Source organism: Shimia sp. R10_1 (assembly GCF_017744095.1).
Classification (GTDB): Bacteria; Pseudomonadota; Alphaproteobacteria; order Rhodobacterales; family Rhodobacteraceae; genus Shimia.
In genome coordinates this window covers 747,075-760,909 of the sequence record NZ_JAGHQX010000001.1, presented here as the reverse complement: position 1 = coordinate 760,909, position 13,835 = coordinate 747,075, and the positions used below count along the sequence as shown (strand labels likewise).

Below are 13,835 nucleotides of genomic sequence, written 5' to 3'. Positions count from 1 at the left end.
GGTAGGAGAGGTGAATACATGCACGGGTTGATCAACAGAGCGATTCAATGCTTTGTCCGCGACAGCTATGGGCAGCCGCGCTGGATCGAAGTGACTCGTCTTGCCGGTGTGGAAACCACCGATTTCGAAGCCATGCTGCACTATGATGACAGCGCGACGGAAAATTTAATCAAAGCCGCTGCCGACGTGATCGGAGCCCCTTGGGAAACCGTGCTTGAAGACATCGGTACCTACCTTGTGACCCATCCAAATGTGGAAGCGCTTCGGCGCCTGTTGCGATTTGGTGGGGTGGACTTTGTTGAATTCCTGCATTCCTTGGACGAATTGCCCGATCGCGCCAGATTGGCGGTGGATGATCTGGTCCTGCCGAGCATGGAAGTGCGCGAACATGCGCCTGACCGTTTTAGCCTGACCTGTCGCCATCCACAGGCTGGTTTTGGACATGTGTTGATCGGCATCCTACGTACCATGGCGGATGATTATGGGGCGCTTGTGTTTTTGGAACACAGAGGGACAAATGGGGATACCGAGGTGATCGACATCACTTTGGTTGTGAACGCCTTTGCAAGTGGGCGAGAGTTTGAGTTGGGAGCGAGGGCCGAGTGAGCGAGATCGATCAAGTCTGTGACATGACAGATGCTTTGGACGTGATGTGCCCGATGCATGTTCAGCTCGACAATGTGGGGCGTATTTCCCATGCCGGGCCAACGTTGGCCAAGATTTTTCCGGATCAGGAGCTTGTCGGCGGGCGCTTTCTGGAAGTGTTTGAATTGATGCGTCCGCATTCGGTGACGTCGATGGACTGTTTGCTGGCAACAGCGGGCCAGAAGCTGCGCCTCAAAAAACGAAGTGCGCCAGAAACGGGTCTGAAAGGCGTGTTGATGCCGGCCGGGCAAGGTGGCGCGGTTGTGAATTTGAGTTTCGGGATCTCGATCTTGGATGCGGTGCGCGATTATTCCTTGAACGCAGCAGATTTTGCCGCGACGGATTTGACCATTGAGATGCTCTATCTTGTGGAAGCCAAATCTGCGGCCATGGAAGCCAGCCGAAAACTGAACCAACGCCTGCAGGGTGCCAAAGTCGCAGCAGAAGAACAGGCCTACACCGACACGTTGACCGGCTTGAAAAACCGTCGCGCCCTTGACGTGATCCTGCCGCGTCTTGTGGAAGAGTGTAAGCCTTTCGGGCTTTTGCATGTCGATTTGGATTTCTTCAAAGAAGTTAATGACACCAAAGGCCATGCCGCTGGGGACGTGGTTTTGCAGCACGTGGCTCGTGTGCTGGTGGAAAGCAGCCGGGACGCAGATGTTGTGGCACGTGTGGGCGGCGATGAATTTGTGTTGGTGATCAATGGCACCATCGACGAAGAGGTGCTGGGCCGGATTTGTCAGCGCATCATCAAAGAGGTGGAAACACCGGTGCCTTACAAAGATACGATGTGTCAGGTTTCAGCCAGTGTCGGCATTTCCATTCACAAAGGTGAAGGTGAGGCGACTGTTGAGCAATTGATGGATGACGCCGATCTTGCGCTTTATGCCTCCAAACACGACGGGCGGTCGACATTCACGCTGTATAAGCCTGAACTGCGTCAAAAGGGCCCGCTTGCGGTGGGCTCTTAAGGCGGGCTTGATTGCGCATCCGCCTTTTCTGTTGAGGCAGAAGGCGCTTTTGTTGTCTACAGTTCTGACATGCGGGCCCGGATTTCGGTGGCGATGTAGTCTACAAACAGCCTGACTTTGGGGTCTTGCAGTTTGCGGTGGGGGTACAGGCACCCAAAAGCCGCGGGCAGGGGCGGTGTTTCGGGTAAGACCTCGACCAATGCGCCGCTGGCCAATTCGGCGGCCACATCAAAGCGGGGTTTGTTGGCGATACCTGCGCCTTCAAGCGCCCATTGGGTCAGCACATCGCCATCGTCTGCGTCAAACCGACCTTTGGCCTCAATTTTCAGCGGTCCAGTGGGAGTTTGTAGGGTCCAGAAATACTCTGGAGACCGGGGAAACCGCAGCAGCAGACAGTTGTGATCGGTGATCAAATCTTGAGGGGTTTGCGGCGTGCCTGCGCGAGCCAGATAGTCGGGGGATGCCACCAACACACGATCGCAATCCGCAATTTTGCGCAGCTTGAGATTGCTGTCTTTGAGCTCTCCCAACACAAATGCCACATCGAGCCCGTCTTCAAACATGTCGACCTTGCGATCAGACAGGCGCAGGCGGACGTCCACATTGGGGTGTTGATCTGTGAAAGAAGGGATCAACGGCGCAACGATGCGCCGGCCCACGCCAAGCGGGGCGGTGACGCGAATGGTGCCACGCGGCGTGTCAGAGAAACCGGCGACCACAGCCTCCGCCTCGTCCAGGGTTTCAATGACTTTTCGCGCGTGATCGTAAAACACTTGCCCAACTTCTGTGGGAGAGAGATTGCGGGTGGTCCGATTGAACAGGCGCACGCCAAGGCGGGATTCCAGCTCTTTGATGCGATTGGATGCCACTGCAGGGGTGAGGCGCAGGTCCCGCCCGCCGGAGGTGATAGAACCGAGTTCCACCACGCGAACAAAAACGCGCAGGCTTTCCAGATATGGCATAGGGTGTTCCCTTTATTTTGCGTGATTTATTGGCGAGTTGGCGATGATTTTCAACAATTCATTGAAATAGATTTGCCAAAACCCCCATTTCATTGAAGGCGCGGAGGCGGCTAAACTATTCTGTGGCCACAAATGTGCCGACTCCCAGCAAGAGGTCAGGATGCAGCACCGCAGCGAAATACGCTTTTTACTCAATGGCCGTCAGGTCGCCCTTTCTGATGTGGGAGCGGATGACACGCTTCTGGATTTTTTGCGGATTGATCAGCGCCTTACGGGCAGTAAAGAAGGCTGTGCGGAGGGCGATTGTGGCGCCTGTACCGTGATGGTCGGGCGGCTGAGCGCGCAGGGGCTGCACTATGAGACAGTGAATGCCTGTATTCGCTTTCTGGCGACGCTGGATGGCTGTCATGTGGTGACAATCGAATATCTTGGCGGCCCCAATGGGCGTTTGTCGCCGGTGCAGCAGGCGATGGTGGAACATCATGGCAGCCAATGTGGCTTCTGCACACCGGGGATTGTGATGTCACTTTATGCGCTGTGGATGGCGCATGCGCACCCAACCGTGAAGCAGGTGGAAACCGCGCTGCAGGGCAATCTGTGCCGTTGCACCGGCTATGCGCCGATCATCCGCGCTGCGCAGGCGGTGACGGAATACGGTACAGCTTCTGCCGAACATCTGGCGGCGGAACGTGAGGCGGTGGCGGCAAAACTGACGGCACTGAAAGATGGTGCGCGGGTGGACGTGGCCAAAGGCGACAGCCGCGCGATCCTGCCTGCGAACGTGGATGATCTGGCCGCGGTTCTTGAGGCCGAGCCAGAGGCGACGATTGTGGCGGGGTCCACGGATGTTGGACTTTGGGTAACGAAGTTTCTAAAGCGCATTTCGCCTGCGGTTTTCATTGGCCATCTGGATGGACTTAAGGAAATCGCCGTGACCGAAGATACGGTGACGCTGGGCGCCGGGGTGACCTACACTGAGGCGCAGGGTGTGATTGCGCAGCACTATCCGCATCTGGTGGACTACTGGGATCGTATTGCCGGTTGGCAGGTGCGCAATATGGGCACGATTGGCGGCAATATCGCCAACGGCAGCCCGATCGGTGACACGCCACCGGTGCTGATTGCGCTTGGCGCGTCGATCACCCTGCGCAAGGGCGATGTGCAGCGGGTGATGCCGCTGGAAGCGTTTTTTATCGCCTATGGCAAGCAGGACCGCGCCGCCGGTGAATTTGTGGAGAGCATCACCATTCCGCGCGTCTCTGCGGGACATCACGCAGCCTATAAGATTTCAAAGCGGCGCGAGGAGGATATCTCCTCCGTAGCGGTTGGGATGAATGTGACCGTTGAAAATGGTATCATCACTCAAGCGGTGCTGACCTTTGGTGGCATGGCAGCCACGCCCAAACGGGCGGCGGCGGCAGAGGCGGCTTTGGTTGGCCAGCCCTGGAGTGAGGCGAGCCTTTTGGCGGCGGCGGCGAAACTGCCCGAGGATTTCCAACCGCTGAGCGATATGCGTGCGACAGCGGATTACCGGATGAAAGTGGCGCAGAACCTGTTCCGTCGGTTCTGGCTGGAGCAGCAGGGTGAAGATGCCCGTCTGGCGCGCGCGTGAGGAGAGAACGATGAAACAGAATGTCTCTATCCGCGGCGCGGCGCACACCGACCTCATTCATGACAGCGCGATCAAACATGTGTCTGGTGGAGCGGATTACTGTGATGACATCGCAGAGCCTGTGGGCACGCTGCACGCTTACTTCGGCACCGCAAAAGTGGCGCATGCGAAGATTGTATCGATGGATCTGAGCGCGGTGCGCGCGGCCCCCGGTGTGGTGGGCGTGCTGACCGCTGAGGATGTGCCGGGCGTGAATGATGTGAGCCCCACGGGGCGGCATGATGAGCCGCTCTTTGCCACCGAGAAGGTCGAGTTCTGGGGGCAGGTGCTCTTTGCCGTGGTGGCCGAAAGCCGCGACATTGCCCGCCGCGCGGTGGAACTGGCGCAGATCGAGTATGCGCCTCTGGATCATGTGATTGAAGCGGATGAGGCGGTGGCCAAAGGCTATCCGCATGTGACCGATCCGATGACCCTGCAGCGTGGGGATGTGGCCGAGGGGCAGGCGGGCGCGGCCCATCGCATTCAGGGGCAGATGCGCATTGGCGGGCAGGATCACATGTATCTGGAAGGGCATATTGCCTTTGCCATGCCGGGTGAAGATGACGATGTGATTGTGCATTCCTCCACCCAGCACCCAAGTGAAGCGCAGCATATGGTGGCCCATGTTCTGGGCGTGCCCAACAATGCTGTGGTGGTGAATGTGCGGCGCATGGGCGGCGGGTTTGGCGGCAAGGAAAGCCAGATGAACCAGTTTGCCGCTGTGGCGGCGCTGGCCGCGAAGAAGTGGAACCGCGCGGTCAAAATCCGCCCTGACCGCGATCAGGACATGGAGAGCACCGGCAAGCGTCATGATTTTGTCGTCGACTATGATGTGGCCTTTGATGATACGGGCCGGATCGAGGCGGTGGACAATGTCTTTGCCGCGCGCTGTGGCTGGACCTCTGACCTCTCTGGCCCGGTGACGGATAGGGCGCTGTTTCACGCCGATAACGCCTATTTCTATCCGCATGTGAAGCTGCAAAGTCGCCCGATGAAGACCAACACGGTCTCCAACACCGCCTTTCGCGGCTTTGGCGGGCCGCAGGGTGTTGTCGCGGCAGAACGGATGATCGAGGAGATCGCCTATAAGCTTGGCAAAGACCCTCTGGAGGTGCGCAAGGCGAATTTCTATGGCACGACGGATCGCAATGTGACGCCCTATCACCAGACGGTGGAGGACAATGTCCTGCCGCGGCTGGTGGAAGAGCTGGAGCAGAGTTCAGACTATCAGGCGCGTCGTGCAGCGGTGCTGGCGCATAACGCCAAGGGCGGGGTCATCCGCAAAGGGATCTCGCTGACGCCGGTGAAATTCGGGATCAGCTTTACCGCCACCTGGTACAATCAGGCCGGGGCGCTGGTGCATATCTACAATGACGGCTCCATCATGCTGAACCATGGCGGCACAGAGATGGGGCAAGGGCTGAACACCAAGATTGCACAGGTGGTGGCCGAGGCGTTTCAGGTGGATATTGATCACATCAAGATCACCAAAACCACCACCGAAAAAGTGCCCAATACCTCCGCCACGGCGGCGAGTTCCGGCACCGATCTGAACGGTATGGCGGCGCTGAACGCCTGTGATCAGATCAAGGAGCGGCTGATCCGCTGGGCCTGTGATCACTTCGGTGTGGATGCTCTGCTTGTGAAGTTTGCGCCCAATGAGGTGCATGTGGGCGATCAGGTGTTCACCTTTGGGGAGTTCATCAAACAGGCCTATATGGCGCGGGTGCAGCTTTGGGCGGCGGGGTTTTACAAAACGCCGAAGATCCATTGGGATCGCGAAAAAGGGCAGGGGCGGCCGTTCTATTACTATGCCTACGGTGCGGCAGTGGCCGAGGTTTCGGTGGATACGTTGACCGGGGAGTACACGGTGGATCGTGCCGATGTGCTGCATGATGTGGGCAAGTCGTTGAACCCTGTTCTGGACAAAGGGCAGGTTGAGGGCGCCTTTGTGCAGGGCATGGGCTGGCTCACCACCGAGGAGCTTTGGTGGGACCAGAAAGGCCAGCTGAAGACCCATGCGCCAAGCACTTACAAGATCCCGCTGGCCGGGGACATTCCGCGCGAATTCAACGTCAATCTGGCGGATTGGTCCGAAAACCGCGAGCTGACCATCAAACGCTCCAAAGCGGTGGGCGAGCCGCCGTTTATGTTGCCGATCTGTGTGTTTGAAGCCTTGGGCATGGCGGTGGCCTCAGTTGCGGATTACGCCAAATGCCCGCGTCTGGATGCGCCGGCCACGCCGGAGCGTGTGCTGATGGCGGTGGAGCGGATGCGCGGATGAAAGCGGCAGACCTCATAGAATTTCTGGACCGCGAACCCGCGGTGATGCGGGTGGAGATCACCCGCGTGCGGGGCAGTTCGCCTCGCGAAGAAGGCGCTGTGATGTTTGTCGCGCCCCAAGCTATGATCGGCACCATCGGGGGCGGGCAGCTTGAGTATATGGCGCTGGATGAGGCGCGCAAACTGCTGCGCCTTGGCGCGGAGGCCGGTCACATGGATGTGCCGCTGGGGCCGGAGATCGGCCAGTGCTGCGGCGGGCGCGTGGAGCTGACACTGACCATGATGGACGCGGTCGCGCGGGAAGAGGCGGTGGCTCAAGTCACGCGCTCTGAGGCGGCACTGCCCCATGTCTATGTCTTTGGCGCGGGCCACGTGGGCCGCGCGTTGGCGGATCAGTTCCAGCATTTGCCCGTGCGCTGTATGCTGGTGGACAGCCGCGCAGAGGAACTTGACATGGCAGGTGCTTCTGTTGAAAAGCGCCTGACCGCATTGCCGGAATCTGAGGTGCGCAGCGCACCTCACAGCAGTGCGTTCATTGTTCTGACGCATGATCACGCTTTGGATTTTCTGCTGACATCTGAAGCGCTTGCAAAAGGAAACGCATGTTGGGTGGGCATGATCGGATCCGCCACCAAACGTGCAAAATTTGAGAGTTTTGCCCGCACGCATTGTGAGGGGCAAAGCACGGAACCACTGAATTGCCCCATCGGGATGGTCCCGGGGGTGCGCGGTAGCCGCGACAAGCGGCCGTCCGTGATTGCAGCCCTCGTTGTGGCAGATGTGATCGCGGCATTGACCTCTGAACCTGCCGCAGAACCGGTTGTCTCACCCACCATGTGAGGCGGCCTTAGAGAGGTCAAAGAATGGTGCAAAAACTGTTGCGCGGACGCGTGTTGAACTTTGTGGCGGAGCCGCAGGGGCCCGAAGATGTGGCAAGCTTTCGATATCTTGAGGATGGCGCGATCCTGATCGAGGGTGGCCGGATCATCGCCATGGGGGAGCACGCCGATGTGGTGGCCAAGGCGCAGAGTGCGGAGGTGGTGGATCACCGTCCGCATCTGCTGATGCCGGGGTTCATTGACATGCATCTGCATTTCCCGCAGGTGCAGGTGATTGCCAGCTGGGGCTCACAGCTGCTGGATTGGCTCAACAACTACACATTCCCCGCCGAGCAGGGCTTTGCGGATGCCAACCATGCGGAGCGGATGGCGGCTGCGTTTTATGACCAGCTGACCGGTCATGGCACCACAACCGCGATGGCGTTTTGTTCCGTGCATGAAACCTCCGCTGAGGCTTTCTTTGCTGAGGCCGCGCGGCGCGGCATGTGCATGATCGGCGGCAAAACCATGATGGACCGCAATGCACCTGAGGGCCTGATGGACACCGCGCAGGAGGGCTATGACGCGACCAAGCGGCTCATTGCCAAATGGCATGGTCAGGGCCGTGCGCGCTATGCCATCACCCCGCGTTTTGCGATCACCTCCACCCCGGAACAGCTGGAGATGTCTGGCGCGTTGGTTGCGGAGCATCCCGAGTGTTTTGTGCAGACACATCTGAGCGAAAACAAAGCCGAGATCGCCTTCACCAAGGAGCTTTATCCGGCCGCGCGGGACTATCTGGATGTCTATCAACGGGCCGGTTTGGTGACCGAAAAGCTGTTTTTAGGCCATGCAATCCATCTGGAGTCGCGTGAGATTGACGCGCTGGCAGAAACCGGGGCACATCCGGTGTTTTGCCCGACCTCCAATCTGTTTCTCGGCTCCGGCCTGTTTGATCAGGGAGGGCTGAAGGCGCGGGGCATTCAGAGCGGGATCGCCACGGACATCGGCGCAGGCACGAGCTATTCGATGCTGCAGACGCTGAATGAAGGCTACAAGGTGTTGCAGCTTCAGGGGCAGGCGCTGCATCCTTATCAGGCGTTTCACTGGATCACGCGCGGCAATGCGCAGACGCTTGGCATGACCAATGAAATAGGCACGCTGGATGCGGGCAGCGCGGCGGATGTTGTGGTGCTTGATGCGCGGGCGACCTCAGCGATGGCGCTTCGGATGGAGGCCGCCGAGACGCTGGCTGAGGAGCTGTTTGTTCTGATGATGATGGGCGATGATCGTGCGGTGGCCCAGACCTATGTGGCAGGGGCGGCGCAGAAGGCCTAGGCTTTGCGCGCGTGATAGGTGAAGGCCATCGAAGCCATCTGGTGCAGGGCATCTTCGGGCAAGCTTGACGCAAGCGGGAGGTGCACGGCGCGGTTGCCTTCGTAGCTGAAGTGATCACCAAACATATGGCGCCACCTTTCCACCAAAGTCGTCTGGCAATGCACAAGAAACGCGCAATGGTCTGGGGCTTTCTCGGACCATGACAGGCGCACGGGGGTGCCCAGTTTGCGGGGCGGCGCGAAGCTGGGCTGCCCCCATTTCAGGCATTCGCTGAGCGGGATGTTTTCCGCCTGTGCCGCGCCATGCAGCACCGCACGCACCGCAGTGAGCTGGGCGCGTGGGGCTTCGGGGAGCGCGGCGAAATAGGCGTCAACAGACATGCTCAGGGCGTGACCACGATGTTTCCTGTGTGCTCTTTGGCGATAAAGGCAGATTGCGCCGCCTTGAGCTCCGAGAGCGGATAGGTGGCGGCAAGCGCTGGCTTGATTTCGCCGGCCTCGATGTAGCGGATCAGGTTGGGCATGACCTCCAGATCAATCACGGTGGAGCCGGTGAAGGTGAGGTCGCGCAAGTAAAGCGTGCGCAGGTCCAGATCCACCATCGGCCCGGCAATGGCACCGGAGCAGGTGTAGCGCCCGCCGCGATCCAGAATGTCGATGAGCTCGGCCCAGTAGGGGCCGCCCACAACGTCTGCGACCACGGTGATTTTCTCAGCGCCGAGTGCGGCGCGCAGGTTCTCTGGCGCGCGGGGCAGGATGCGGTCGGGTCCGAGTTCGGCTACAGCGGCGTGTTTGGCTTCGCTGGCCATGGCAATCACCCGCGCGCCGCGCCGTTTGGCGAGTTGGATCAACGCGCCGCCAACGCCGCCGGATGCGCCGGGCACGAGCACCGTGTCAGCGGCTGTGACCTGCGCGCGGGTCAACATGCCTTCGGCGGTGGAGTAGGAGCAGGAGAAAGTGGCGAGCTCGGCATCTGAGAGGTCAGAGACCACTTTGAGCGCATTGCGGGCGGGCAGGACGCAGTATTCCGCAAAGCCGCCATCAATCTCGGAACCTACATAGCCGGTTTTGGTTTTGTCAGTCAGGTCTTCCGGGTCGCGCACCCAGCAATCGGTGATGATGCGCTCGCCAATGCGCGAAGCGTTGACACCTTCGCCTACGGCCACCACTTCGCCGCAGATGTCTGCGCCTTGGATGCGGGGGAAGGCGAGCGGTTTGCCACCCCAGCTGGGGTCTTCGCCGTCAGGTGTTTCTTCGGTGGCACCTGATGTCGCGCCGGTGACCGCCTTGGAGTACCAACCCGCGCGGGTGTTCACATCGGTGTTGTTCATGCCGCAGGCCCGCACGCGCACAAGCACTTCGCCGCCCCCCGGCTGTGGCACGGGCCAGTCGGTGCGCCATTCATATTTGTCCATATCTCCGTGGCCGGTGAGGATCATGGCAGACATTGTGGCGGGAAGAGTCATGGCGTGTCCTTTGCGTTTTGGGACTTGGATCGAACCATGGGCGTGGGCGCGGTGCAACGGATTTTCAGCGGTGGGGGCCAAGAAATCCCGTTGAAGAGAAATATTTAAGTTTGAAATTTCAAGCTTGAAGTAAATTCCGACTCACCCTAGCCTGATTATTGACGGGGCGTTTGGGCCTCGCGAAAGACGCATCAGGAGGGGTGTATGCGTATTGCGTGTTTGGGCGGCGGTCCCGCCGGGCTGTACTTTGCCATTTCCATGAAGCTGCGCGACCCGTCGCATGAGATCACGGTGTTTGAGCGCAACCGCGCCTATGACACCTTTGGCTGGGGTGTGGTGCTGTCAGATGACGCGCTGGAGAACCTCTCCCAAAATGATCCCAAAAGCGCGCAGATGATCCGCGATCACTTTGCCTATTGGGATGACATTGCAGTGGTGCATGACGGGGTGCGGACGGTCTCTGGCGGGCATGGATTTGCCGGGATTGGCCGGCGGCAGATGCTGATCCTGCTGCAGGACCGTGCGCGGGAGCTGGGGGTTGAGCTGCGCTTTGAGGCGGAGTTTGACGATGTGGAGGCGATCCGCGCGGAGTATGATCTGGTGGTGGGCTGTGATGGGCTAAACAGCCGGGTGCGGGAGGCCTATGCCGAACACTTCAAGCCTGAGATCGACGTGCGGGCCTGCAAATTTGTCTGGCTGGGCACGCATCAGAAATTTGACGACGCCTTCACCTTCATCTTTGAGAAAACCGCGCATGGCTGGATCTGGGCGCATGTGTATCAGTTTGATGAGGACACAGCGACCTTCATTGTGGAGTGCGGGCAGGAGACCTGGGACAGCTTCGGGTTTGAAGGCATGTCCAAAGAAGAGATTGTGGAGACTTGCTGTGTGGTCTTTGCCGATCACCTTGGTGGGCATGAACTGATGAGCAATGCCGCGCATTTGCGGGGCTCGGCGGTGTTCATGAACTTCCCACGTGTGCTCTGTGAGACCTGGCATCATGAGAATGTGGTGCTGTTGGGGGATGCCTCAGCCACGGCGCATTTTTCCATTGGGTCCGGCACAAGGTTGGCCTTTGACAGTGCTATAGCGCTGGCGGAGTTTTTGCACAGTGAGTCAACCATGGCGGCGGCGTTTGAGCGCTACCAGGACGAGCGGCGGCTCGATGTGTTGCGGCTGCAATCGGCGGCGCGCAATTCGCTGGAGTGGTTTGAGGAGGTTGAGCGTTATCTGGATCTTGATCCGGTGCAGTTCAACTATGCGCTGCTGACGCGCAGCCAGCGGATCAGTCATGAAAACCTGCGCCTGCGCGATGCAGATTGGCTTGAGAGCGCGGAGGCTTGGTTTCAGGCACAGGCGGGCGCCGATGAGGCGCCGGTGCGGGCGCCTATGTTTGCGCCGTATAAACTGCGCGAGATGGACCTGCAAAACCGCATCGTTGTGTCGCCTATGGCGCAATATAAAGCGGTGGAGGGCTGTCCGACCGACTGGCATCTGATCCACTATGGCGAGCGGGCCAAAGGCGGGGCAGGGCTGGTCTTCACCGAGATGACTTGCGTGAGTGCGGAGGGGCGGATCACGCCGGGTTGTCCGGGGCTTTATGCGCCAGAGCATGAGGCGGCCTGGGCGCGGCTCACGGATTTTGTGCATCAGGAGACGTATGCGAAGATCTGTTGCCAGATAGGCCATTCGGGGCGCAAAGGCTCCACCCAAGTGGGCTGGGAAGAGATGGATGCACCTTTGGAGAGCGGCAATTGGGAGCTGATCTCTGCCTCAGCGATCCCATGGAGCGGGCAGAATGCGGTGCCTCGCGAAGCCACGCGGGCCGACATGGACATGATCCGGGATCAGTTTGTGGCGGCTACGCAGATGGCAGAGCGCGCGGGCTTTGACATGATCGAGCTGCACGCGGCCCATGGCTATCTGCTGTCGAGCTTCATCTCTCCGGTGAGCAATCAGCGCAAAGACGACTATGGCGGCAGTCTGGAGAACCGGTTGCGCTATCCGCTGGAGGTGTTTGCGGCGATGCGGGCGGTCTGGCCTGCGGCAAAACCGATGTCGGTGCGGATTTCGGCCAATGACTGGCTCGGTGAGGATGGGGTAACACCGCTGGAGGCGGTGGAGATTGCCAAGGCGTTCAAAGCGGCAGGGGCTGACATCATTGATGTGAGCGCGGGGCAGACCAGTACTGAGGCCAAACCCGTCTATGGGCGCATGTTCCAGACGCCGTTTTCGGATCGCATCCGAAATGAGGCCGCTATCGGGACCATGGCTGTGGGCAATATCTATGAGGCTGATCACGCCAATTCCATTCTGATGGCGGGGCGCGCTGATCTGGTGGCGGTTGGACGCCCGCATCTGGCCGATCCTTACTGGACGCTGCATGAGGCCGCGCGGATTGGGGATCGGCACGCAAATTGGCCGCTGCCTTATGAGGCCGGGCGCGATCAGGCCTGGCGACTGGCCGACCGAGAAGCGGAGATGATCCGGGTATGAGTGTTGAGGGCAAACATGTGGTGGTCACGGGCGGTGGCACCGGCGTCGGCGCGGCGATTGCCGAAGCGATGGCGCACGCCGGTGCTAGGGTCACCGTTGTGGGCAGACGCGAAGGGCCGCTTCGCGAAGTCGCCGGCAAACACCGGTTCATTGGCTGGAAAGTGGCGGATGTGACCGACGCAGCTGCGCTGGGCAGCGCACTGTCAGAGGCGCGCGCGTTGTCCGGACCCGTCGCGGTGGCGGTGGCCAATGCGGGAGCGGCAGAAAGCGTGCCTTTTGCCAAAATGCAGCCCGATCAGATGCGGGACATGCTGGAGGTGAACCTGCTCGGTGTGATGAACAGCTGGCAGGCGGCGCTGGGCGATATGCAGAGCGCGGGCTGGGGGCGGCTGATTGCGGTGGCCTCGACCGCCGGGCTGAAAGGCTACCCCTATGTGAGCGGCTATTGCGCGGCGAAACACGGGGTTGTGGGGCTGACCCGCGCGGTGGCGTTGGAGATGGCGGAGAGCGGGATCACCGCGAATGCAATCTGCCCGGGATTTGTGGACACGCCGATGCTGGACCGCTCGGTGGCCAATATCATGGAAAAGACCGGAATGGATGCGGAGAAAGCGCGCGCCAGCCTTATGCGGGGCAATCCGCAGAAGCGGTTTATTGAGGTCGATGAGGTGGCAGGCGCGGCGCTGTGGCTCTGCAGCGAGGCCGCGCGCTCGGTCAACGGGACGGCGATGAGCCTGTCGGGAGGCGAGATATGAGTGAGCTGAGCAAAGCGCGGCTGCGGTTGTGGCTGAAGCTTTTGAAGGCCTCGGGCATGATTGAGGACGAGGTGCGCCGCCGTCTGCGCCGGGAGTTTGACAGCACCCTGCCGCGCTTTGATGTGATGAGCGTTCTTGCGCGTTTCCCTGAAGGAAAAAAGATGAGTGAGATCAGCGATTTGCTGCGCGTTTCTAATGGCAATGTCACGGGCATTGTCGACAAGCTATCGGAAGAAGGTTTGGCGCAGCGGGTGGCGGTTCCCGGCGATCGGCGGGCGGCAAAGGTGAAGCTGACCGAGAAAGGTATCGCGGCCTTTGCTGCGCATGCGGACACTCATGAAAGCTGGATTGACGAGATGCTGGGCGGGCTTAGCGCGGAGGATGTGGACGGCATGGCCACGCGGCTTGAGCGTCTGATTGAGACTTTGGAAGACAGGGAGATCTGAGC

General features: G+C 59.9%; 12 protein-coding genes. 9 read left to right on the top strand and 3 right to left on the bottom strand.

The window, feature by feature from the left end; translation table 11 throughout:
- The first annotated feature begins 18 nt into the window (after window positions 1-18).
- Both J7413_RS03545 and J7413_RS03540 read left to right on the top strand, forming a co-directional pair.
- On the top strand, window positions 19-606 hold the full coding sequence (locus tag J7413_RS03545) for a heme NO-binding domain-containing protein (RefSeq protein WP_209096452.1): 588 nt from the start codon (window positions 19-21) through the stop codon (window positions 604-606).
- Window positions 603-1,619, top strand: a complete 1,017-nt coding sequence (locus J7413_RS03540; protein ID WP_348538715.1) for a diguanylate cyclase — start codon at window positions 603-605, stop codon at window positions 1,617-1,619. Before J7413_RS03545 ends, J7413_RS03540 begins: the two co-directional genes overlap by 4 nt.
- A gap of 56 nt (window positions 1,620-1,675) precedes the next feature.
- Here J7413_RS03540 and J7413_RS03535 read toward each other — a convergent pair whose 3' ends face one another.
- Entirely contained in the window at window positions 1,676-2,581 is a 906-nt protein-coding gene (locus J7413_RS03535) for a LysR family transcriptional regulator (RefSeq protein ID WP_209096450.1), read from the bottom strand.
- A 160-nt stretch (window positions 2,582-2,741) separates the two neighbouring features.
- On the opposite strand from J7413_RS03535, the gene xdhA reads away from it, so the two are divergent.
- Genes xdhA through guaD form a run of 4 tightly spaced genes read left to right on the top strand, consistent with a single transcriptional unit; the run spans window position 2,742 to window position 8,671 of the window.
- Window positions 2,742-4,193 carry a xanthine dehydrogenase small subunit gene (gene xdhA / locus J7413_RS03530; protein ID WP_209096448.1) on the top strand — a complete coding sequence of 484 codons (1,452 nt, stop codon included), beginning with the start codon at window positions 2,742-2,744 and terminating at the stop codon, window positions 4,191-4,193.
- Window positions 4,194-4,203: 10 nt separating this feature from the next.
- Window positions 4,204-6,516 carry a xanthine dehydrogenase molybdopterin binding subunit gene (xdhB, locus tag J7413_RS03525; protein ID WP_209096446.1) on the top strand — a complete coding sequence of 771 codons (2,313 nt, stop codon included), beginning with the start codon at window positions 4,204-4,206 and terminating at the stop codon, window positions 6,514-6,516.
- The gene (gene xdhC / locus J7413_RS03520) at window positions 6,513-7,355 is read left to right on the top strand and encodes a xanthine dehydrogenase accessory protein XdhC (RefSeq protein WP_209096444.1); all 843 of its coding nucleotides are present in this window, start codon (window positions 6,513-6,515) and stop codon (window positions 7,353-7,355) included. Before xdhB ends, xdhC begins: the two co-directional genes overlap by 4 nt.
- A gap of 23 nt (window positions 7,356-7,378) precedes the next feature.
- Window positions 7,379-8,671 (top strand): guanine deaminase, encoded by a 1,293-nt coding sequence (gene guaD, locus J7413_RS03515; RefSeq protein ID WP_209096442.1) that lies wholly within the window; start codon window positions 7,379-7,381, stop codon window positions 8,669-8,671.
- On the opposite strand, the gene J7413_RS03510 is transcribed toward guaD, so the two are convergent.
- Window positions 8,668-9,051, bottom strand: coding sequence for a DUF1801 domain-containing protein (locus J7413_RS03510; RefSeq protein WP_209096440.1), 384 nt, complete (start codon window positions 9,049-9,051; stop codon window positions 8,668-8,670). The genes guaD and J7413_RS03510 overlap by 4 nt on opposite strands.
- Window positions 9,052-9,053: 2 nt before the next feature.
- Window positions 9,054-10,136, bottom strand: a complete 1,083-nt coding sequence (locus J7413_RS03505; RefSeq protein ID WP_247743300.1) for an alcohol dehydrogenase family protein — start codon at window positions 10,134-10,136, stop codon at window positions 9,054-9,056.
- Window positions 10,137-10,340: 204 nt separating this feature from the next.
- Between J7413_RS03505 and J7413_RS03500 the strand changes: the two genes are divergently transcribed.
- Genes J7413_RS03500 through J7413_RS03490 form a run of 3 tightly spaced genes read left to right on the top strand, consistent with a single transcriptional unit; the run spans window position 10,341 to window position 13,833 of the window.
- Window positions 10,341-12,632: a bifunctional salicylyl-CoA 5-hydroxylase/oxidoreductase gene (locus J7413_RS03500; protein WP_209096438.1), complete on the top strand. Its 2,292-nt coding sequence runs from the start codon at window positions 10,341-10,343 to the stop codon at window positions 12,630-12,632.
- Window positions 12,629-13,387 (top strand): SDR family NAD(P)-dependent oxidoreductase, encoded by a 759-nt coding sequence (locus J7413_RS03495; protein ID WP_209096436.1) that lies wholly within the window; start codon window positions 12,629-12,631, stop codon window positions 13,385-13,387. Before J7413_RS03500 ends, J7413_RS03495 begins: the two co-directional genes overlap by 4 nt.
- A complete protein-coding gene (locus J7413_RS03490) occupies window positions 13,384-13,833 on the top strand; it encodes a MarR family transcriptional regulator (protein ID WP_209096434.1) in 450 nt (149 codons plus the stop codon). The genes J7413_RS03495 and J7413_RS03490 overlap by 4 nt, the downstream gene beginning before the upstream one ends.
- The last annotated feature ends 2 nt before the right edge of the window (window positions 13,834-13,835 follow it).